Here is an 18824-nt window from a genome sequence, read left to right on the forward strand (position 1 = left end):
TCCAGACTCCTATTGGGCGGGCCAAACCACCTCGAAGCGCTCGAACACCAACTCGTCGGACTCGGACCAGCTGCCGCCCCGCGCGGCTGCGGTGCGCTCCCAGAACCGTTGATGTTCCCGCCGCCAGGAGTCCAGGCTGAGATCGTCCTCCCCCTCATCGCGGGCGAGAGCTTCATCAGCATCGTTGAATGTGCCGAGCCTAAGCTCCGTGGTCCGCAGGATCACCCGCGGCACGCCGTCGCCGTCGCACACAATCCAGTGAAGCCCGATGCGCGGCAGGGGCTCGCCCTCGTCCACGTATTCGGCAACGTGCGAGGAAGTGGCGCGTTTGGTGCCGTCCAGCACCAGGGCCAGCAGTTCGTCGGCCAGGGCCGAAGAGTCACCGAACGCCTCGACGTTGTAGGTTCCGGCGGCAGCCGCTTGGGCAGGGAACGCTGCTGCATAGGCATCCCAGAGGTTCGCGGCGGCGTCGAAGTCCAGCTCCGGCGAAAAAGGCTCATTCATACCGGCAAGTCTGCCACTGCCGTTACTCCCGGCCTGGACAAAGCCATCCTTGAACCCTTTCCGCATCAAAGTGCGCTATTTTCAGCACATGCCGGAGAAGGATGTCGGCCCGCAAATGACCGTGGCTGCGAAAACTCGCAAGTCCCCCAACTTTCGCGACGATTTGCTGCGGGCCGACACCCTCACCGTACATGATCGGAACATGTTCCGAAATAGACTAATTGCTCAGCCCGGAAATTGAGGATCCAGATTTGTCCAAGACCCTGCACGAAACGGCACAGGAAGCGTTTCAGCGCCTCCGGCTGCCTGCCCGTGTCACCCTTGATTCCCTGATTGAACGTGTTCAGGTGCTGCGTAACCGCCGGATGGTGATCATTGAAAGCGACAAACTCACGGGCACCAAGATCTGCGGACTGTGGATTCCCCGGGAGCATGTGGACGTGGTCTATCACTCCGCCACCAGGGGCGTGCTGCACCGCCAGCAAATGATCCTCCACGAACTGGCCCACATGATCCTCAGGCACGATGAAGCTGAAGGCGCCACCTGGCAGGGCATCAAGGCTTTCCAGGAGCTTTCCGGTGAAGTGGTGGCAAAGGCCCTGGCCCGCGGGGATTTCCGGTCCGATCTGGAAGCCACAGCCGAATACCTGGCAGACCTCCTAGCCGCCGCCATCAGGGAATCCAGCCAGGAAATCTACAGCTACGAGGCCTATTTCGAATGATCACTATTCTTGTTTCCGTCTTTATGTGGCTGCTTGTCCTGACCCTGCTGCTGCGTGCGCGTTCCCGACCCGACAACACCATGCTGAAAGCCGCCGTCGTCATAGCTGCGTCGCTTACCACCAACATCAATGGCGTTTATCTGTGGGCGGCGCACCAATTGCCCTGGCCCAATGCCCTGGACCTGGTCTCGAATATTTTCCTGATTGCCGGCATTTACTATCTGTCCCGCGCAATCGCCCGCGGAGCAGCGGCCGGAGACACCGGCGCGGCTCCGGGGCAGCGCTGGATTCCCGCCGCTGCCGGCGCCACCATCCTCGTTATGGTGGTGAGCTTCGCTTTCATTGACGATCCGGCTGTATCAACCACTTTTATGCTGGATTACGGGGATCAGACGGCCGCGGCGATCTATTCGGGTATCCAGTACCTGTACCTCTTTGCCGTGCTGGCGGGAACGTTGCTCACCTGCATCCGGAATGTGCCGCACATGCGGCGACGGCGCTTCCGGGCCGGGTTTAGGATCATCGGCTGGGGCTGCTGCGCCGGGATGGGGCTGTGCTCATCGGTGATCGTGATGGATGTAGCCCACGTAGCGGGTGCCGAAAGCCTGATGCGGGCTGTCGGCACGGTCTATGACATCTCCTATGCCCTGACGGTGCTGCTGCTGGCGTCCGGCCTGGCCGTTCCGCCACTGGGCAGGGTCCTGAGCGAATTCAGCGTCCGCCGGCAGATTCAGGAACTGGAACCGCAGGTAAAAGCCCTGTGGCTGTCCACCGTAGCCATGGCTCCGGCGGTCAGCCTGCTCGGCACCACGGCGGGGAGTGTTGCCGCTGGTCCCGAGAAAACCGCGCGGGACGCCACCGACACGATTCACCGCCTGGTGATCGAGATCCATGACTGGATGAATGTCAGCGGCCAGCCCGCACTGTCCGTGGAGCATCAGTCCGTCCTGGCCCGAGCGGAAGCGCTGTGCTTGCAGCAGGGCCGGGCCGTCCGGTGAACCGGTTCAAGGCGGCGCTTCTGGCCTCCGCCGCAGCCGTCGCCGCGCTCCCGCTGCTGGCCGGGCCTCTCATCCGCGCCCAGGCAACCGATGCCGCGCAGAGCAGGCGGCTGGTTCCGGTCCGCGGCCACGGCCGCGGCCAACAGGATTCACGCATGTACTTGGATTTTGATCCCGCCGGGTTCGCGGCCCACCCGGGGCGCCTGAGCATGCGCGCCGCGTCCGGGGGTGAACTCATCGTCCTTGGGCCTCCCGTCCTCGAACCGCCCGCCGCAATCCATGCCACCCCGCACCGGGCCCTCCCCGGACAGCCGCTCCGGGGACTGCGGCGAGCCGTGGAACGGGGCGATCCCGCCCGTGTTCTCCGCGACGGCAAGGGACAACTCAGCGGCCACCTCGGGGAAACCCCGGCCGATTTCGGTTTCCGGTACGAGGACGTGCAGATCGGCGGCTTGCCCGCCTGGGTTATCCCCGCCGAAGGTCCCGGTGATGTATGGGTCATCCACGTCCATGGACTGGGGAGCTCGCGGAGCCAGTGCCTGCGCGGAGTCCGGGCGTTTTCCCGGCTCGGCTACACCTCGCTGCTTCCCTCCTACCGGACCTCACTGGACCTTCCCGGGCGGCAGCGGCGCAGTCACCTGGGTGTCAGCGAGTGGACCGAAATCGAAACAGCACGCCGCTACGCGCTGGCCTGCGGAGCCCGCAGGATCATCTTCGTTGGCTGGTCGCTGGGCGCCTCCATTGTCGCGCGCGTTCTGCAGGAATCCCCGGACGGGAGCACGGCCGGTGCCCTCCTCGTCTCCCCCGCCCTGGACTGGCCCGCCATCATCACCGCACATTTGCGGAAGGCCGGCTGCCCGGAATTCGCCGCCCGCTGGCTGCCGTCTACCGTCAATATTCTTCGCCCCCGGGGCGAACCGGTAATCCGGTGGCACCAGATGCCGGGCGTCACCATGCAAAGCTATCCGGCGACCCCGACTATGATTCTTCATGGCTCAGATGATCAATCAGTGCCCGTAGAGCTTTCCCGGATATTCGCGTCCAGGCACTTGGCCTCTGTGCAGCTCATTGAGTTTGCCGGTGCCCATCACACGCTGGAATGGAATTCCGCCCCGGCGTTATGGGATGAGGTTGTCACTGCCTGGTGCCATTCCCTCGGGCTGGCAGGAGAACACTCCATCGAAGACTTTTCGGAGGCGAAATAAAACCGTGACCGGTGAGAGCGCCGCGCAGCGCAACCTAAAAGACGCCCAGATCCTGGCCCGGAAAATCGATCTGCTGCTGGACGTGGTGGTCACCGCCGAGGGCAGGCCCTACGAATTCCAGGACATCCAGTCCGCCCTGGCGGACAAAGGCGTCAAACTGTCCCGCACCCGCTGGCACCACATCAAGGCCGGGGACGCGACCGTGCGGCAGCCTTCGGAAGTCCTGGCGGCCCTGGCCGAATTCTTCGACGTTAATCCTGATTACCTGCTCGAATCGGACGGCAAGGTACCTGAGCGCATCCAGCATGAACTGGAACTTCTGGCCGCCATGCGCCGCGCCAAGGTCAAGGAATTCGCCACGCGGACACTGGCCGAAGTCGACAATGAAACCCTGGACGCAATAGCTGCCCTCCTGGACGACTCCACCAAATACTGACCACTTCGACGACGACGGCGGCACCGCCCGAGGTGCCGACGTCGTCGTCTGCGGTGGAACTTCCCTAGTGCAGCACTTCCCTAGTGCAGCACTTGGCGGGCCGGCAGCAGCGGGGTGAAGAACTGCGCCAGTTCCGCGGTGTCCGTCAGCGGCAGCACGTTGGCCACGTACTGGTCCGGCCGGACCACCACTACGGCGCCGCTGCGGGAGATGCCGCGGGCCTCGAAAATGTCCGCCGCCGGGTCCGTGCCGTAGACCTTCGCCAGGTCGCGCAGCTGGAACGGTCCGACCTGCGGCTTGAACACGGCCGGAACGGCGTTGATGTCAATGCCGGTGTGGTCCTGCTGGTAAATAACCTTGACGTCGAACCACGCGTCGCGGTCCAGGCCTGCCGGGGTAGCGGCCAGCGGCGACTCCGGGGCGGTGTCCAGCCAGTCGGCCAACGCGGTGAGGGCCGAGTCCGTGCCGGCCGGCGCGGCGTCCGCGAACACGTAGATCCGCCAGCGGCCGTCGGCCCGGGCCTGGTGGCCCAACTGCACCGGGTTGGTGTCGCTGACCCGCAGCACCGGCGCTGACTTGAAGCGCTTGCCGAGGGTAAAGCCGGCGGCCAAATCCTGGTGCGTACCCTCGGCGACCAGCAGGGAGCGCGTGTACTCGGTCATGAACCCGGCCGGGAATTCGGCGGTGCGCACGTAGAAGTCCTCCAGGTCCGAGGGGTTCTCGAACTCCTCGGGCTTCTTGGCCATGAGGCTGGACCATTCCTTGTCGAAATCGATGAGGTTCTTTGCCACCACCTGGCGTTCGGCCGAGTAGGTGGAGAGCAGCGCCTCGGGGCTGCGGCCGTCCAGCACGTGGCCGAGCTTCCAGCCGATGTTGAAGCCGTCCTGCATGGACACGTTCATGCCCTGCCCGGCCTTGGCGCTGTGCGTGTGGCAGGCGTCGCCGGTAATGAACACCCGCGGGCTACGGGCGCCGAGGTCCTCGGGCCGCACGTCGTCGAACCGGTCCGTGAGGCGGTGGCCCACCTCGTACACGCTGTGCCAGGCCACGTTGCGGACATCGAGCGTGTAGGGGGCGAGGATGCCGTTGGCCTTGGCGATGATCTGGTCGATGGTGGTCTTCCGGACCGCCCCGTTGTCGTCGTCGGGGACCACGCCCAGGTCCACGTACATGCGGAACAGGTGCCCGCCCTCGCGCGGAATGAGCAGGATGGACCCGCCGTTGGAGGACTGGATGGCGCACTTGGTGCGGATGTCCGGGAAATCCGTGGTGGCCAGCACGTCCATGACACCCCAGGCGTGGTTGGCCTGGTCACCGTCCAGGGTGCAACCGATGGAGTCGCGGACCTTGCTGCGCGCGCCGTCGGCGCCCACCACGTACTTGGCTTTCACCGTCCGCTCGGTGCCCTCGAGCGGGCCGGCGGTATGCCGGAGGGTGACGGTGACCGGATACTCGGCGTCGTCGTCGACCTCCAGTCCCACAAATTCCAGGCCGTAGTCCGGGGCCATGCGGGCCGGCGAATTGGCCATGAACCGGGCGAAGTAGTCCAGCACGCGGGCCTGGTTCACAATCAGGTGCGGAAATTCGCTGATCCCGGCCGGATCATCAAGGGCGCGGCCGGCGCGGACAATGCGCGAGGGGTCCTCGGGGTCCGGGCGCCAGAAGCACATTTCCGTGATCCGGTACGCCTCGGCGGTGATTTCCTGAGCGAATCCGAAGGCCTGGAAGGTTTCCACGCTGCGGGCCTGGATGCCGTCGGCCTGGCCGATCACCAGCCGCCCGTCACGGCGCTCCACAATCCGGGTGGTGACGTTGGGGAACTGGGACAGCTGCGCCGCGGCGAGCATGCCGGCGGGGCCGGTGCCGACAATCAGCACGTCCACTTCCCCGGGCAAGTCTGCGGGCCGGTCGACGCCGACGCCGGCGGCGGGTTCGATGCGCGGGTCGCCGGATACGTAGCCGTGGTGGTGGAACTGCACGGATGTCCTCACTTCGTTGTGCCGTAGGTGCCGCCGCACGGCTTTCTTCAAGCGTGTTCGATATTCGGGCACGCCGTTCGATAGCCGGAGGGGTGTAGCCACTGTACGGGAGGCATGACACAGGTCACAATTTCCCGGCCCGTTCCGTTGGGACGGAAATCGACCGGTTTGGGAAGAATCGACCGGTTTGCAGCGGAGGGATTTCCCAAAATGGCAGCAAAATCCCAAACCGCAGGGAAGGACGCACCGCGTTTTCCGCGCGCTTCGCCGCACTGGTAGGCGAACCGCCCATGAGTTACCTGACCAGGTGGCGGATGGGTCTGGCGCAGTCCCGGTTGTTGGAGGGCTCGACGTCGATCTCCGCCCTGGCCGGCGAGCTCGGCTACCGATCCGGGGCAGCCTCCGCCCGGGCCTTCCTGCGGGTGGTGGGGCAAACGCCGGGATCGGTCCGCACACGGCGTGACGCTGCAGCTTCCCGTTTCTGCTGCCGTCTCCCGCTTCTGCTGCCGTCTCCCGCTTCTGCTGCCGCTTCAAACCGGCAGCAGAATCCCAAACCGGCAGGGAAAATCAGCTGCCCGCACTACAACCGGCGGGCTGCAGCGGAGGTGCCGCATGTCAGGGTTACGGCCACCAGCGCGCCGCCGGAAACCAGCACGGCAGCGCAGGCACCGCTTGTATCGCTGAGCCGGCCCAGCAGGTTGTTCGCGAACAGCACCGGCAGCGTCTGCACAAACAGGCTGATGGACTGGATCCGGGAAAGGTATTCGTCCGGCACCTCGGTCAGGAGCACCGGCGCCGCCTTCGCCACGAAGTACCCGGTTCCGCAGCCTGCCGCCACGCAGGCCGCCCCGGCCCACCCCGGCGTCGGAACCACCGCGACGGCGAGCATGGCCAGTCCCGTGACCGCGGTGCCGGCCAGTGCAGGCATCCGGGTGAGGCGGGAGTGCGGGCGGAGCAGGAAGAGGACCGAACTCAGCAGCACGCCCGCGCCGTAGGCTCCAGCCATGCTGCCGGTTGCGGCGCCGGGCCAGCCCTGGTCCTGGGCCAGCAGCGGCAGCAGCAGCCCGGTCAGCGGAATGACGAAGCCGGCAATGAAGGCCAGCAGCACCAGGATCACCCGGACCGCCGGTGTCCGGAGGGCATAGGCCAGCCCGTCCCGGATCGCCACCGAGAGGTTCCTGCCACTGGAGGCACGGGCCACGGGAAGCCGCCGGGTGCGCAGGGACAGCAGAATCAGGAACATGACGGCGAACCCGGCAGTGGCTGCCGCGGTGCCGCCCTGCAGGGACAGCACCATCACCACCACTCCTCCCAGCACCGGTCCCGCGATGCCGATCAGCTGGAGCACAATCTGCCGGGCTGCGGCGGCCTGCCGCATCTGGCCGGGCGGGACCAGGTAGCGGGGGAAGGCGCCGGCGGCCGGGCGGTAAAACGCATCCGCAACACCCATCAGCCCGGCAGCCGTCATCAGGACCCACAAGGGCGTTCCCACCGACAGCACCACCACGGTGAGCACGGCACAGACCACCACCATCAGACCGTCTGCTGTAACCATCACCGCCCAGGCCCCGAACCGGTCTGCCACCGACCCTCCCCACAGCGACAGCAGCAGGCGAGGCAACAGTCCAGCGCTGAGCACCAGTCCGGCTGCGGTGCCGCTGGTCCCGGCCGCCACCCAGGCCAAGCCGAAGGTCAGCACGGCGTTGCCCGCCACCGTCCAGATGAACCCGAACAGCCACCAGCGGTACGCCCCCGGCAGCCGGGTGGGTTGATGCGCAGCGCGCAGGTCCGTGCTGGCAGAGCTCATGCGTATCCCCCCATTTTGAACTGATCCAGAAGTCCAGATCACTTGTGATCCAGAACAATAGATCAGTTCGGCGGTGCCGTCTATGCTTTTCCCATGGAGCGGGACAGGGACGCCACGGCAGCGGAAGCAAAAGCACTGGCGCACCCGGTGCGCATCCGGATTCTGCAGGCACTGCGCGGGGAAGCCAAAACCAACAAGGAAATTGCCGCCGAGCTGGGCACCACGCCGGGGGCGACCCTGCACCACATCAACCGCCTTGTGGACCAGGGGTTCATCGTGGTCCAGGCCGAGCGCACCGGCAGGCGCGGAGCGCGGGAAGTGCCGTATCTGGCCACCGGCAAAACGGCTACCCTGTCCTTCCCGGGCACCAGCGCAGAGTCGATGAGCGTCCGCAACGCCATCCTGCGCTCCGGACTGGATTCCTATGCGGCGGCACCGGAAGCGGACCGTTTCGGCGAAGCGTCCTACACCCTGCACCTGACCCCGGACCGGCTCGAAGCCTTCCGGGCCCAGCTGGCAGCGGTGGTGCGCGAGTTCAAGGACGACCTGCCCGGGGATGACAGCGACAAGTACGGCTTCTTCTGGGCCGGTTTCCGGCATACGTCGGGGTAAACCCCGCGGTTTGGGAAAAACCGTACGGTTTGGGAAATTCCTGCCGTTCCGCAGCGGAGGGATTTCCCAAACCGGCAGCAGAATCCCAAAACGGAGGGAAAAGCTAGCCGGCCACGTATGCGGCCAGATGCTCTCCGGTCAGCGTGGACGGCTGGGCCACCAGGTCCGCCGGCGTTCCCTCGAACACGATCGTGCCGCCGTCGCGCCCGGCTCCCGGACCCAGGTCAATGATCCAGTCCGCGTGCGCCATCACCGCCTGGTGGTGCTCAATGACAATCACCGATTTCCCGGACTCCACCAGCCGGTCCAGCAGCGCCAACAGCTGCTCGACGTCGGCCAGGTGCAGGCCCGTGGTCGGCTCATCCAGCACGTAGATGCCGCCCTTGCCGCCCATGTGCGTGGCCAGTTTCAGCCGCTGCCGCTCGCCGCCGGAGAGGGTGGTCAGCGGCTGGCCCAGGTGCAGGTAGCCCAGCCCGACGTCGGCCAGCTGCGTCAGGATCTTATGCGCGGCCGGGGTGCGGGCCTCGCCGTCGCCGAAGAATTCCTGCGCGTCGGTGACCGAGAGCGCCAGCACCTCGGCAATGTCCTTGCCACCCAGCCGGTACTCCAGCACAGAAGCCTGGAACCGGCGGCCCTCGCAGGTTTCGCACACCGATTCCACCGTGGCCATCACGCCCAGCTCGGTATAGACCACCCCGGCGCCGTTGCAGGTTGGGCACGCACCCTCGGAATTGGAGCTGAACAGGGCCGGCTTGACTCCGTTGGCCTTGGCGAACGCTTTGCGGATGGGTTCCAGCAGGCCCGTGTAGGTGGCCGGATTGCTGCGCCGGGAGCCGCGGATGGCGCCCTGGTCCACGGTCACCACATCCTCCCGCCCGGACACGGACCCGGAAATCAGCGAACTCTTGCCCGAGCCGGCCACCCCGGTGAGGACCACCAGCACGCCCAGCGGAATGTCGACGTCGACGTTGCGCAGGTTGTTGGTGTCCGCGCCGCGGACCTGGAAGAACGACGACGCCGGCCGCACCGCCTCCTTCAGCCGCGCCCGGTCCCCCAGGTGCCGGCCGGTCAGGGTGCCGCTGTCCCGCAGCCCGGCCAGGCTCCCCTCGAAGGTGACTGTGCCCCCGCCGGTTCCGGCGCCCGGACCCAGGTCCACCACGTGGTCGGCAATCGCAATGGTCTCGGGCTTGTGCTCCACCACCAGCACGGTGTTGCCCTTGTCCCGCAGCTGCAGCAGCAGCTGGTTCATCCGGGCAATGTCATGCGGATGCAGGCCAATGGTGGGTTCGTCGAACACGTAGGTGACGTCGGTGAGGGAGGAGCCCAGGTGGCGGATCATCTTGGTCCGCTGCGATTCGCCGCCGGACAGGGTGCCCGAGGGCCGGTCCAGGGACAGGTAGCCCAGCCCGATCTCCGCGAACGCGTCCAGCAGGTGCTGCAGTCCGGCCAGCAGCGGCGCCACCGAGGGTTCCTTCAGGCCGCGGACCCAGCCGGCCAGATCGCTGATCTGCATGGCACAGACATCGGCAATGTTTTTCCCGCCGATTTTCGAGGACCGCGCTTCCGGGGCCAGCCGGGTGCCGCCGCAGTCCGGGCAGGTGCTGAAGGTGATGGCCCGGTCAACGAAGGCGCGGATGTGCGGCTGCATGGATTCCGGGTCCTTGGACAGCATGGACTTCTGGATTTTCGGGATGAGGCCCTCATAGGTGAGGTTGATGCCCTCCACCTTGATTTTGGTGGGTTCCTTCCACAGCAGATCATGCAGCTCGCGCTTGGAAAACTTCGCAATGGGTTTGTCCATCCGAAAGAAGCCGGAGCCGGCGAAGATCCGCCCGAACCAGCCCTCCATGCTGTAGCCCGGGATGGTGATGGCCCCCTCGGACAGGGACTTCGCATCGTCGTACAGCGCGGCGAGGTCGAAGTCAGTGACTGCTCCGGTGCCCTCGCAGCGCGGGCACATCCCGCCCAGCCGGTTGAAGGTGGCTTTCTCTGCCCGGGTTTTCCCGTCGCCGCGCTCCACCGTGATGGCACCGGAGGCGCGCACGGAGGGCACGTTGAAGGAGTAGGCGTTGGGCGGGCCGATGTGCGGCTGCCCCAGCCGGCTGAACAGGATCCGCAGCATGGCGTTCGCGTCGGTGGCGGTGCCCACGGTGGAGCGCGGGTTGGAGCCCATCCGTTCCTGGTCCACGATGATCGCCGTGGTCAGCCCCTCCAGCAGGTCCACATCCGGCCGGGCCAGGGACGGCATAAATCCCTGCACAAAGGCACTGTAGGTTTCGTTGATCAGCCGCTGGGATTCTGCGGCAATGGTGCCGAACACCAGTGAACTTTTCCCGGACCCGGACACGCCGGTAAACACGGTCAGGCGCCGCTTGGGGATCTCGATGCTGATGTCGCGCAGGTTGTTCACCCGCGCACCCTGCACCCGGATGACGTCATGGCGGTCCGCCGCATGCCCCGCGTCGGTTTCCGTGCGCGCGCCGGTGTCCGTGCTCATTGGTGCTCCCTCCGCCGCCGGGACCCGCCCCGCCGTCGTTCCGATTCTGCCCGGTCCCGGAGGGCGCGGCAACGCTTAGCCGGAACGACGGCGGCGGGCCGGGGCGGGCGGGCGGGTTCCCGGCGCGAACTTCCGAGCCGGGGATGTACAGGCAGCCTTCCGCTTCCCTAGCGTTTAACCAGGCCGGGGTGGTCTGCCGAACCGCGCAGCCGTGCGCCCCACCGAGAGAAAAGACCATGCTTACCGACACCGACCTCGAAGACCTCCGCGCCGCCGTCCGGGGACCCGTCAGTTTCCCCGGGGATCCGGGTTATGACACTGACACCATGACAGTGAACCCCACCCTGATGCACCGCCCCGAGGCGGTGCTGGGCGCGGCCGGCGCCGCCGACGTGCAGGCCGCGGTCCGCTGGGCCGGCGAGCGTGGCATTCCGCTGGCGGTCCAGGCCACCGGACATTCTGTTTCCTCGCCCATGGACGAGGGCCTGCTGATTAATACCTCCCGGCTGCAGGACGTGGTGATCAACCCCGACGACGGCACCGCCACGGTAGGGGCCGGCGTCCGGTGGCGCACCCTGCTGCAGCAGACCGTGCCGCTGGGCCTGACCGGAGCCCATGGCTCCTCCGGCACCGTGGGCATTGTGGGATATTCCGCCGGCGGGGGGCTGCCGGTGATGGGCCGCGCCCTGGGCTTCGGCAGCGACCATGTGCGCAGCATCGAAGTGGTGACCCCGGACGGCCGGATGCGGCACGTGGACTCGGAGGGCGACGACGCCGAGCTGTTCACGCTGCTGCGCGGCGGCAAGGGGAATTTCGGCATCATCACCGCCATGACGCACGAGCTGACACCGTTCCAGGAGTTCTACGGCGGCGGCCTGATGTATCCGGAAGCCGCCGGACCGGGGGTGCTGCAGGCCTTCCTGGATTGGACGGCGCAGCTGCCCTCGGACGCCTCCGCATCGCTGGCCTTCCTGCATCTGCCGGATGTCCCGTTCCTGCCCGAGGAACTGCGCGGCACGGCGCCGGTGCACGTGCGGTTCGCGCTCTTCGGCAGCCGCGAAGAGGGAGACCTGCTGATTGAACCCATGCGCCGGGTGTCCGTGCCGTTTATGGACACCATCGGCCCCATGGACTACTCAGGCATTGGCAGCATCCACATGGATCCGGACGGCCCGATGCCCACTATGGAGCGCGGCGCCCTGCTGTCCTCGCTGCCCGCTGCGGAGCTGCTGGAACAGGTGGGCCCGGGCTCGGACACCCCGCTGATGATGACCGAGATCCGGCAGATGGGAGGGGCAATGGACACTGAGCCGGACATTGAGGATGTGGTACCCGGCCGCGGATCCGCGTTCCACCTGTTTACAGTGGGGCTCAACGCACCGCCCATCGCTGACGCGACTGCTTCCGCCCTGGAACGGCTCAGTGCGGCCACGGCCGCGTACTCCACCGGCACCATGGTGAACATGCACGGTCCGGCCGGGGATCCCCGGGACCGGCGGCGCGCCTGGGAGCCGGCAGCCTTCGAGCGGCTGCAGGAGGCCAAGGCCGTCTATGATCCGCAGAACCTCTTCCGCTTCGGCCACGCGGTGCCGTTGCCGGAACCCGGCACCTCCATGCAGTAGGGCTATATTCAGCCCTGTCACGGCAGGACGGGTGCAACGAAAGGCGCGGGCATGGCGAAGCTTGATTTACGGGTCCGGTTGGTGGGCAAGGTGCTGGGGGCGGTCTCGGTTTCACGCCTGAGCGAGAAGCAGATCCTGGCGAACCAGCAGCGGAGCATCCGGCACAACCCCGTGACCGACTGGTTGCTGGGCGGCCTTGCACCCGGAGTCGACGTCCGGGAAGACGCTGCCGCCGGCGACGAGGGCCGCATCCCCGTCCGCGTCTACCGGCCGGCGGACTCCGCGGAAGCACTGCCGCTGGTAGTCCTGATTCACGGGGGCGGCTGGACCACCGGGACGTTGGATGTCTATGACGGCATCGCCAGCACCATTGCCCGGGACGCGCGCGCCGTCGTCGCCTCCCTGGCCTACCGGCTGGCCCCGACACACCCGTGGCCGGCCGCGGCGGAGGACTGTTACGCCGCGCTGTGTGATGTCGCGGGGCGGGCCGCGGAATGGAACGCCGACGCCGGCCGCCTCGCCGTGGTGGGCGACAGTGCCGGCGGCAACCTGGCTGCGGTCCTGACGCTGATGTCCCGGGACCGGTCCGGGCCCGGAATCATCTTCCAGGGCCTGGTGTATCCCGCCACGGACCTGACCATGGGCAGTGCCTCCATTGAGGAGAACGCGCAAGCCCCCATCCTCACGAAGTCCGACATGCACCGCTACGGCAATCTCTACGTGCCGGACAAGGAGGACCGGAAGCACCCCTATGCCTCTCCCCTGCTCGCTCCCGACCACACCGGTCTGCCGCCGGCATTGATCCAGGTGGCCGAGCACGACCCGCTGCGCGACGACGGACTGCGCTATGGGGCGGCACTGCGGGCTGCAGGTGTACCGGTGCGCGTCAGCACCTACGTGGGCATGCCGCACGGCTACCTCGCGTTTCCGCGCCTGTTCCGCAGCGCATCGCAGGCGCTGGCAGAACTATGCAGTGAGCTGCGCCGGGCACTGGCTCCTGCACAGCAGGCGGGCTAGGGCGTGCCGGCCAGTGCCATCAGCGGCCACATCAGGACCCAGAGCAGGAACATGCCCAGGAACAACCAGGCACCGGCCTTGGGATTGCCGCCGCGCCAGGAGAGCAGCAGGACCACACCGCTGATCAGCAGCCCGGCCAGCCATCCCGGCCCCATCCACACGGTGCCGAAAGTCCAGCCGTCCACCTCCAGGGACAGCCGGAACAAGCCGTACGCAATCGGCATGGTGAGCAAGAAACCGGCCAATCCCAGTGTCAGCGCAATCCCGCCGGACCAGCCCAGCCGGACCGGTTCGGTCCCGGGCGTTTGTTCGTCCGGCGCGCTTGCGGGGGCTCCCTGCTGCGGAGCATATGGGTGGGCCGGGGTGTCCTGCCGGGACATGTCCTGCTGCGGCACGTGGTTCCTTCCGATCAGCGGTTCGGGGCGGCGGAACGGCGGCGGCGCGAGCGCGTACGACGGCGGGACTGTCCCTGAGAGCGAGACTGCGCCTGAGAGCGCGACTGCGCCGGAGTACGGGGGCCAGGCTGGATACGCGGAGCGGTTCCAGCCCCGGCGGCCATGATTCCCGCCTTGGACCGGGAGGACATCACGGACCCGACGGACAGCCAGGACATCACCGCGGCGGCGGACAGGGCGGAGCCGATCGCCAGCAGGGACCCGAAGGAACCGATCGACCCAATAGAGCAGACGGATCCCACACTGCCAATGGACAGCACGGAGTTCTTGGAACCGACGGACAGCACCGACCCCGAGGACCACAGCGATAACACCGATCGTTCCATGCTGACCCTTTCCGTCCCGGCGTATCGCCTCGACGCCCCTACCCTAACCCGGCAGGCGGCGCCTGTCCCCGACTCGTCCAGGATCAGTCGATGCCAAGAAACGATGTCAAGAAACCGTTGACGCCTGCCTGATGTCAAGTTCTAATTGACACATGAGAGCATCCCGAACCTTCAACATTGTTTACGCCGTCGCCCTCATCCTTGTGGGCGCCGCGCTCCTGGCTGCCTGGCTGCTGCTGGACATGGCCAGCTTGTGGGAGGGCTTCTGCCTGGGCGCCGGGATTACGTTGCTTGCGGCCGGGATTTACGTCGCCGTGGCCTTCGTGTGGAAGGGAAGCACGGACGCCAGCGGCACCGAATACTGGCTGCCCAGCCGGGACACCGGCGGTTCCGCCGGGCCGCTGCCGGGTCCCAAGGGCGGCGGGCAGCCGTGAGCGGCAGCAAACCGGTCACCGATCTGCAGGAACAGATCGGCAGCCTGATCCTCGGGGACCGCGGCGAAGCCGGTGCCCTCAGTGAGGAGGAGCATCTAGCCCTGGTGGCACGGGCCGCCGCAGCGGAGCGGGCCAGCCAGGAGTTGCAGCGGCGGGCCGTCATGGCGGCCCGCGGTGCAGGCGTCAGCTGGGCTGCCCTGGGCCGGGAGCTTGGCATGACGCGGCAGGCGGTCCAGCAGCGGTTCGGCGGACACCCGGACGCCGCGGAGCCCGATGCCCGCGAGCGCTGGCTTGGTCCCGTCACCGCCTTCGACGAATTGCGCGAACTGGAGCTCGCGGGGCGGCTGGGCTGGCGGACCGTGGGGGCCGAGCTGCTGCGGCACCGGATGCTGCAGACCGACACCCAGTGGGAGCACCGCCGTGTCCTCTGGACCCGTCCGGTCCACTACTACGAAACGGACGGCTGGCAGCTGGGCTGCCGGGCCTTTCCCTGGCTGTATCTGGTGCGGGACCTGCATATACCGCCGGTGGGCGAGTAATCACTCCATCTTCACGCCGCTGAGCCGGGCCACGGCCTCGGGGTCCGTGTGGTCGAAGAACATGGACTTCCCGGTATCCAGATCGGCGATGGCTGCCATTTCCTGCGGACTGAGCTCGAAACCGAACGAGTCCAGGTTCGCGGCCATCCGGTCCGGGTTCACGGTCTTGGGAATCACCACGATGCCGCGCTGGATCAGCCAGCGCAGCACCACCTGGGCAATGGACTTGCCGTGGGCTTCCGCAACGGCACTAAGTGTCGGATGCGAGAACAGGTTGTTCTTTCCCTCCGCGAACGGGGCCCAGGACTCCTGCCGGACACCGTGCTCGGTCATCATCTCGTTTTCGACCGCCCGCTGATAGAACGGGTTCGTTTCGATCTGGTTCACGGCCGGGGTGATCTCGTTGTGGATGATCAGGTCCAGCAGCCGGTCCGAGGTGAAGTTGGAGACCCCGATGGCCCGGGCGCCGCCGTCGTTATAGATCTGTTCCATCACCCGCCACTCCCCGTACACGTCGCCGAAGGGCTGGTGGATCAGGTACAGGTCCACGTAGTCCATGCCCAGGTTCTGCAGCGAATTCTGGAACGCCGGGCCGGCGCCCGTCTCTCCGTTGTCCTGGATCCAGAGCTTGGTGGTAATAAACAGCTGGTCCCGCGGGATGCCGCTGCTGCGGACGGCCCGCCCCACGGCGTCCTCATTCTGGTAGGCGGCCGCCGTGTCCAGGGAGCGGTAACCCGCTTCCAGCGCCTTGGCCACCACCTGCTCGGTGTCCTCCGGCGGGACCTGGTAAACGCCGAAACCAAGGACCGGCATTTCCACGCCGTTATTCAGGGTGAAGGTATCCATCGGGGTTTTCCTTTCGTGGCGGGGCTGCAGCGGATACTGCCCGTGGTTACAGGGCGCCGTATTCCGCGTCGGTGACCAGCTCTCCCCATTCGGATTCCTGGCCCACCGGCGGCGCCTCCCACATGGCCAGATGAGTCATCAGGCTGTTCCGGGCGGCACCGTGCCAGTGCCACTCCCCCGGCGGCGTGTAGATGGTGTCGCCGGGCCGCACCTGGACAATGAGTCCGCCCAGGGACTGGACCAGCCCGTACCCCTCGGTGACGTGCAGGGTCTGCCCGACGGCGTGGGCGTGCCAGGCAGTGCGGGCACCGGGGGCAAAATGCACGGCGTTCACCCGCATCCGCGAGGGGGCCGGCTTGGGTGCTGCAATGACCTCAAACCAAACGTCGCCGGTGAACATGTTGGCAGGGCCTTTAACGCTCGGGTGGCGCGGTTCCACTTCCATGGGATCTCCCTGGGGATGCAGCAGCCGGAGTGCCGTTTGAACCGGCACGGGACTCCTTGGACCCCTCCGACATTACAAGCGTGCGGGCTGATGCGGGAGGGGGCAGGCGCGCTGCGGCCCCGGCTGCCGCGTTCCCCTGGAGATGCTCCGGCGCTTAGCCGTGCCGCCCGCGTGGCATGAGCGTGAGCACAATGACCACCACGCCGGCTGCCAGAGCGCCCAGACCCAGGACCGCCATCTGGGAGGGGGAGCCGCTGGCGTCGGTGCCGGTATAGGCCAGCGCACTGCGGCAGGGGCGCACCGTGTTGCCGCTTACCGGGTCAACCAGCGCACCATCAGGTCCCACCGTGGCAACCGGAAGCCCTGCAGCTTCAGCAGCTGAAATTGCCGCTGCGGCGTCCGGACAGGTGCAGTTGGCTGCGCCTCCGCCGCCAGATGCTGCACCCCCGCCACCCTGGGTGGCTGTGCCCGTGGTCGGGCCCGGCGTCGCTGTGCCCGTGGTCGGGCCCGGCGTCGCTGTGCCGGTGGTCGGACCCGGCGTCGGCGTATCCGTGGTCGGACTCGGCGTCGGCGTGCCCGTGGTCGGGTCCGGCGTCGGCGTGCCCGTGGTCGGACTCGGCGTCGGCGTGCCCGTGGTCGGACTCGGCGTCGGCGTATCCGTTGTGGGGCAGGGGGTGGGAGCGGGTGAGGTGGTAGGTGGCGTGTCAGAGCAGCCGTTGGCCAGGAATTGCGCGGCCCGGGCCGGGTCCTCACGCCACGTAGCGCTTCCGTTGTAGCCCTCAAAGGGCGGCACGATGTCCCCCTGGTGGCTGTCATGGCCATTGCCGCCAAACACCGAGGACGTACTCACGTTTTGGTAGTTGTAAACACCCTCCGGCTGGCCCTGGGGGTGGTGGCAAATGCTGACCTTGCCGGCCCCCAGGGCGGGGGACGTTTGTGCCGGAAGAGTCACGGCCTGTGCAGGCCCGGCGATTCCAAGAAATGCGAGGACAAAAACAGCTAGGAAACTTAGTACACGGATGTGGGGGAGTCGTTTCATGGCGGTGGTGCTCCTGCCGACGAGGGTGCGCTGAGTGAGCCATACCCGCCTGGCGGCAGGCATGGCCGGATGCAGGCCTGGCGGGGGAATGGACGCAGCGCCGATGGCAAGAGGCCTGGCCCGTTCGCTAATCCGCTGGCCCGGCAGTGGTGAAAGATTCCGGGTGAATTGCTGGTAGCGGGATTGAGACTACGCGGGAGCCAAGTAGCGCAATAGAGTATTTGCCCATACTGCTTCGAGCAGTTCTAACTTTTTTACGCGTATTTGGAATGCACGATTTCTGTCAACGCACAGCACTGTTTTTGCCGGAAACCCGGGGTGTTTATCAGTGGCTTCCCCCTCGGGGAGGTCCGCGGGCCGGCACGCTGGCCCGCGGGAGATTAGACCCGTTCCACCGGCTGCTGCAGCTCCGTCACCCAGTCCGCCTGGTCATCGGATACCGCACGGACGTACACCTCACGGCACGGTCCGGAGGGTGCAAACCCTCGGGCAACGATCTCGGCATGGACGGCCTGCCAGCTTTCCCCAATCCGGTCCATGGCGCCCAAGTGCACACCGCAGATGGCCGCGGGCACCGAGGGCAGGTCCACCACTTCCACGCCCTCGGGAGTGGCCGGGCCGACGACATAGCCGGCCAGGATGCGCATACCCTCCTCGCCCATCTCGTACTGGGCGATCGGTGTATCCAGGGAAGCACCCGCCGCGGACAGCGCCGCCCCCACTGCATCAAAAAGCGGCCCAACAACGCCGGCCACCTCCGGCTGTTCGGCAACAACGGCGGTGCGGGCGGCCAGCCGGACGGCGGGCAGGGACTTGGAGATGATTTCGATCTGGGACATGGCATTTTCCTTTTCAATGAGGTGGAGCCTGCGCTCGACGTCGATGAGCCGTGCGGTTGCCGTCCGTTGCTCGCGTTCCACCTCGGCGCGCCGGACGCGGAGCATGTCCGCAATCCGGCCTGCGTCCACACCGGCTTCGAGGATGGAGGCAATGTCCTCCAGGCCGAAACCGAGCTGACGGAGGGCGACAATCCGGTGCAGCCGCTCCAGCTGTGCGGGATCGTAGGAACGGTAACCGCTGAACTCATCCACGTGGGCGGGAACGAGCAGCCCGGCGGTGTCCCAGTGCCGCAGCATGCGGTGGGTCACCTGCCCGATCTGTGCGAACGCTCCGATGGATAACATGCTTCAGTTCTCCTGCCTGCCACTGTGTCAGGGTCAAGTATCGCGTCCCGCAAGCTTCACACGGGGGGGTTATCCCTGCTCCGCCCGGATCCCGAGGTGGTGCAACGGGACACGCGCCCGGCCGCCCGCGCTAGGCTGGCGTCCGTCACTGCCAACG

Annotated in this window: 20 protein-coding genes and 1 pseudogene; 11 read left to right on the plus strand and 10 right to left on the minus strand. The window is 66.9% G+C overall.

Going from position 1 to position 18824, the window contains the following annotated elements:
* Nucleotides 1–9: 9 nt before the first annotated feature.
* Entirely contained in the window at nucleotides 10–504 is a 495-nt protein-coding gene (locus tag LOC57_RS04065) for an ASCH domain-containing protein (RefSeq protein WP_229958284.1), read from the minus strand.
* Between the two features lie 251 nt (nucleotides 505–755).
* Here LOC57_RS04065 and LOC57_RS04070 point away from each other — a divergent pair, with 251 nt between their 5' ends.
* From LOC57_RS04070 to LOC57_RS04085, 4 genes are read left to right on the plus strand one after another with little or no spacing between them, the layout of a single operon-like run.
* Complete coding sequence (locus tag LOC57_RS04070) at nucleotides 756–1226, plus strand: hypothetical protein (RefSeq protein ID WP_227911998.1); 471 nt, start codon at nucleotides 756–758, stop codon at nucleotides 1224–1226.
* Entirely contained in the window at nucleotides 1223–2224 is a 1002-nt protein-coding gene (locus LOC57_RS04075; RefSeq protein WP_229958286.1) for a hypothetical protein, read from the plus strand. The genes LOC57_RS04070 and LOC57_RS04075 overlap by 4 nt, the downstream gene beginning before the upstream one ends.
* On the plus strand, nucleotides 2194–3429 hold the full coding sequence (locus tag LOC57_RS04080) for an alpha/beta hydrolase (RefSeq protein ID WP_229958288.1): 1236 nt from the start codon (nucleotides 2194–2196) through the stop codon (nucleotides 3427–3429). Before LOC57_RS04075 ends, LOC57_RS04080 begins: the two co-directional genes overlap by 31 nt.
* A gap of 4 nt (nucleotides 3430–3433) precedes the next feature.
* Nucleotides 3434–3865, plus strand: coding sequence for a hypothetical protein (locus tag LOC57_RS04085; protein WP_227912001.1), 432 nt, complete (start codon nucleotides 3434–3436; stop codon nucleotides 3863–3865).
* Between the two features lie 80 nt (nucleotides 3866–3945).
* Here LOC57_RS04085 and LOC57_RS04090 read toward each other — a convergent pair whose 3' ends face one another.
* Nucleotides 3946–5844, minus strand: a complete 1899-nt coding sequence (locus tag LOC57_RS04090) for an FAD-binding monooxygenase (RefSeq protein WP_229958290.1) — start codon at nucleotides 5842–5844, stop codon at nucleotides 3946–3948.
* Nucleotides 5845–6065: 221 nt separating this feature from the next.
* Here LOC57_RS04090 and LOC57_RS16435 point away from each other — a divergent pair.
* A pseudogene (locus LOC57_RS16435) lies at nucleotides 6066–6290 on the plus strand (helix-turn-helix domain-containing protein); the annotation flags it as partial.
* A 134-nt stretch (nucleotides 6291–6424) separates the two neighbouring features.
* Here LOC57_RS16435 and LOC57_RS04100 read toward each other — a convergent pair.
* Nucleotides 6425–7651 carry an MFS transporter gene (locus LOC57_RS04100; protein ID WP_229958292.1) on the minus strand — a complete coding sequence of 409 codons (1227 nt, stop codon included), beginning with the start codon at nucleotides 7649–7651 and terminating at the stop codon, nucleotides 6425–6427.
* A 93-nt stretch (nucleotides 7652–7744) separates the two neighbouring features.
* Here LOC57_RS04100 and LOC57_RS04105 point away from each other — a divergent pair, with 93 nt between their 5' ends.
* Nucleotides 7745–8263, plus strand: a complete 519-nt coding sequence (locus LOC57_RS04105; protein WP_229958294.1) for an ArsR/SmtB family transcription factor — start codon at nucleotides 7745–7747, stop codon at nucleotides 8261–8263.
* 103 nt (nucleotides 8264–8366) lie between these two features.
* On the opposite strand, the gene LOC57_RS04110 is transcribed toward LOC57_RS04105, so the two are convergent.
* On the minus strand, nucleotides 8367–10760 hold the full coding sequence (locus LOC57_RS04110; protein WP_229958296.1) for an ATP-binding cassette domain-containing protein: 2394 nt from the start codon (nucleotides 10758–10760) through the stop codon (nucleotides 8367–8369).
* A gap of 236 nt (nucleotides 10761–10996) precedes the next feature.
* Between LOC57_RS04110 and LOC57_RS04115 the strand changes: the two genes are divergently transcribed.
* Nucleotides 10997–12382: an FAD-binding oxidoreductase gene (locus LOC57_RS04115; RefSeq protein WP_227912006.1), complete on the plus strand. Its 1386-nt coding sequence runs from the start codon at nucleotides 10997–10999 to the stop codon at nucleotides 12380–12382.
* 51 nt (nucleotides 12383–12433) lie between these two features.
* Nucleotides 12434–13399 (plus strand): alpha/beta hydrolase, encoded by a 966-nt coding sequence (locus LOC57_RS04120; RefSeq protein ID WP_229958298.1) that lies wholly within the window; start codon nucleotides 12434–12436, stop codon nucleotides 13397–13399.
* Here the strand turns inward: LOC57_RS04120 and LOC57_RS04125 are convergent.
* Both LOC57_RS04125 and LOC57_RS04130 read right to left on the minus strand, forming a co-directional pair.
* Nucleotides 13396–13794, minus strand: coding sequence for a hypothetical protein (locus LOC57_RS04125; RefSeq protein WP_227912010.1), 399 nt, complete (start codon nucleotides 13792–13794; stop codon nucleotides 13396–13398). The two genes, LOC57_RS04120 and LOC57_RS04125, sit on opposite strands and share 4 nt — an antisense overlap.
* 14 nt (nucleotides 13795–13808) lie before the next feature.
* Nucleotides 13809–14180, minus strand: a complete 372-nt coding sequence (locus tag LOC57_RS04130; protein WP_227912014.1) for a hypothetical protein — start codon at nucleotides 14178–14180, stop codon at nucleotides 13809–13811.
* Between the two features lie 152 nt (nucleotides 14181–14332).
* Here LOC57_RS04130 and LOC57_RS04135 point away from each other — a divergent pair, with 152 nt between their 5' ends.
* Nucleotides 14333–14614 (plus strand): hypothetical protein, encoded by a 282-nt coding sequence (locus tag LOC57_RS04135; protein ID WP_227912016.1) that lies wholly within the window; start codon nucleotides 14333–14335, stop codon nucleotides 14612–14614.
* Complete coding sequence (locus LOC57_RS04140; protein ID WP_227912018.1) at nucleotides 14611–15153, plus strand: hypothetical protein; 543 nt, start codon at nucleotides 14611–14613, stop codon at nucleotides 15151–15153. Before LOC57_RS04135 ends, LOC57_RS04140 begins: the two co-directional genes overlap by 4 nt.
* Here the strand turns inward: LOC57_RS04140 and LOC57_RS04145 are convergent, their stop codons facing one another.
* The 3 genes from LOC57_RS04145 to LOC57_RS04155 all read right to left on the minus strand — a co-directional run bounded on the left by LOC57_RS04145 (nucleotide 15154) and on the right by LOC57_RS04155 (nucleotide 16790).
* Nucleotides 15154–15999 carry an aldo/keto reductase gene (locus LOC57_RS04145; protein ID WP_229958300.1) on the minus strand — a complete coding sequence of 282 codons (846 nt, stop codon included), beginning with the start codon at nucleotides 15997–15999 and terminating at the stop codon, nucleotides 15154–15156.
* 46 nt (nucleotides 16000–16045) lie between these two features.
* Nucleotides 16046–16492 (minus strand): (R)-mandelonitrile lyase, encoded by a 447-nt coding sequence (locus LOC57_RS04150; protein WP_229958302.1) that lies wholly within the window; start codon nucleotides 16490–16492, stop codon nucleotides 16046–16048.
* Between the two features lie 106 nt (nucleotides 16493–16598).
* The gene (locus tag LOC57_RS04155) at nucleotides 16599–16790 is read right to left on the minus strand and encodes a hypothetical protein (protein ID WP_229958304.1); all 192 of its coding nucleotides are present in this window, start codon (nucleotides 16788–16790) and stop codon (nucleotides 16599–16601) included.
* A gap of 1 nt (nucleotide 16791) precedes the next feature.
* On the opposite strand from LOC57_RS04155, the gene LOC57_RS04160 reads away from it, so the two are divergent.
* Nucleotides 16792–17220: a hypothetical protein gene (locus LOC57_RS04160; protein WP_229958306.1), complete on the plus strand. Its 429-nt coding sequence runs from the start codon at nucleotides 16792–16794 to the stop codon at nucleotides 17218–17220.
* 643 nt (nucleotides 17221–17863) lie between these two features.
* Here LOC57_RS04160 and LOC57_RS04165 read toward each other — a convergent pair.
* Nucleotides 17864–18667 carry a MerR family transcriptional regulator gene (locus tag LOC57_RS04165; protein ID WP_227912026.1) on the minus strand — a complete coding sequence of 268 codons (804 nt, stop codon included), beginning with the start codon at nucleotides 18665–18667 and terminating at the stop codon, nucleotides 17864–17866.
* Nucleotides 18668–18824: the final 157 nt, after the last annotated feature.

Origin of the sequence: Arthrobacter sp. zg-Y750, assembly GCF_020907365.1 — a bacterium.
Lineage (GTDB): Bacteria > Actinomycetota > Actinomycetes > Actinomycetales > Micrococcaceae > Arthrobacter_B.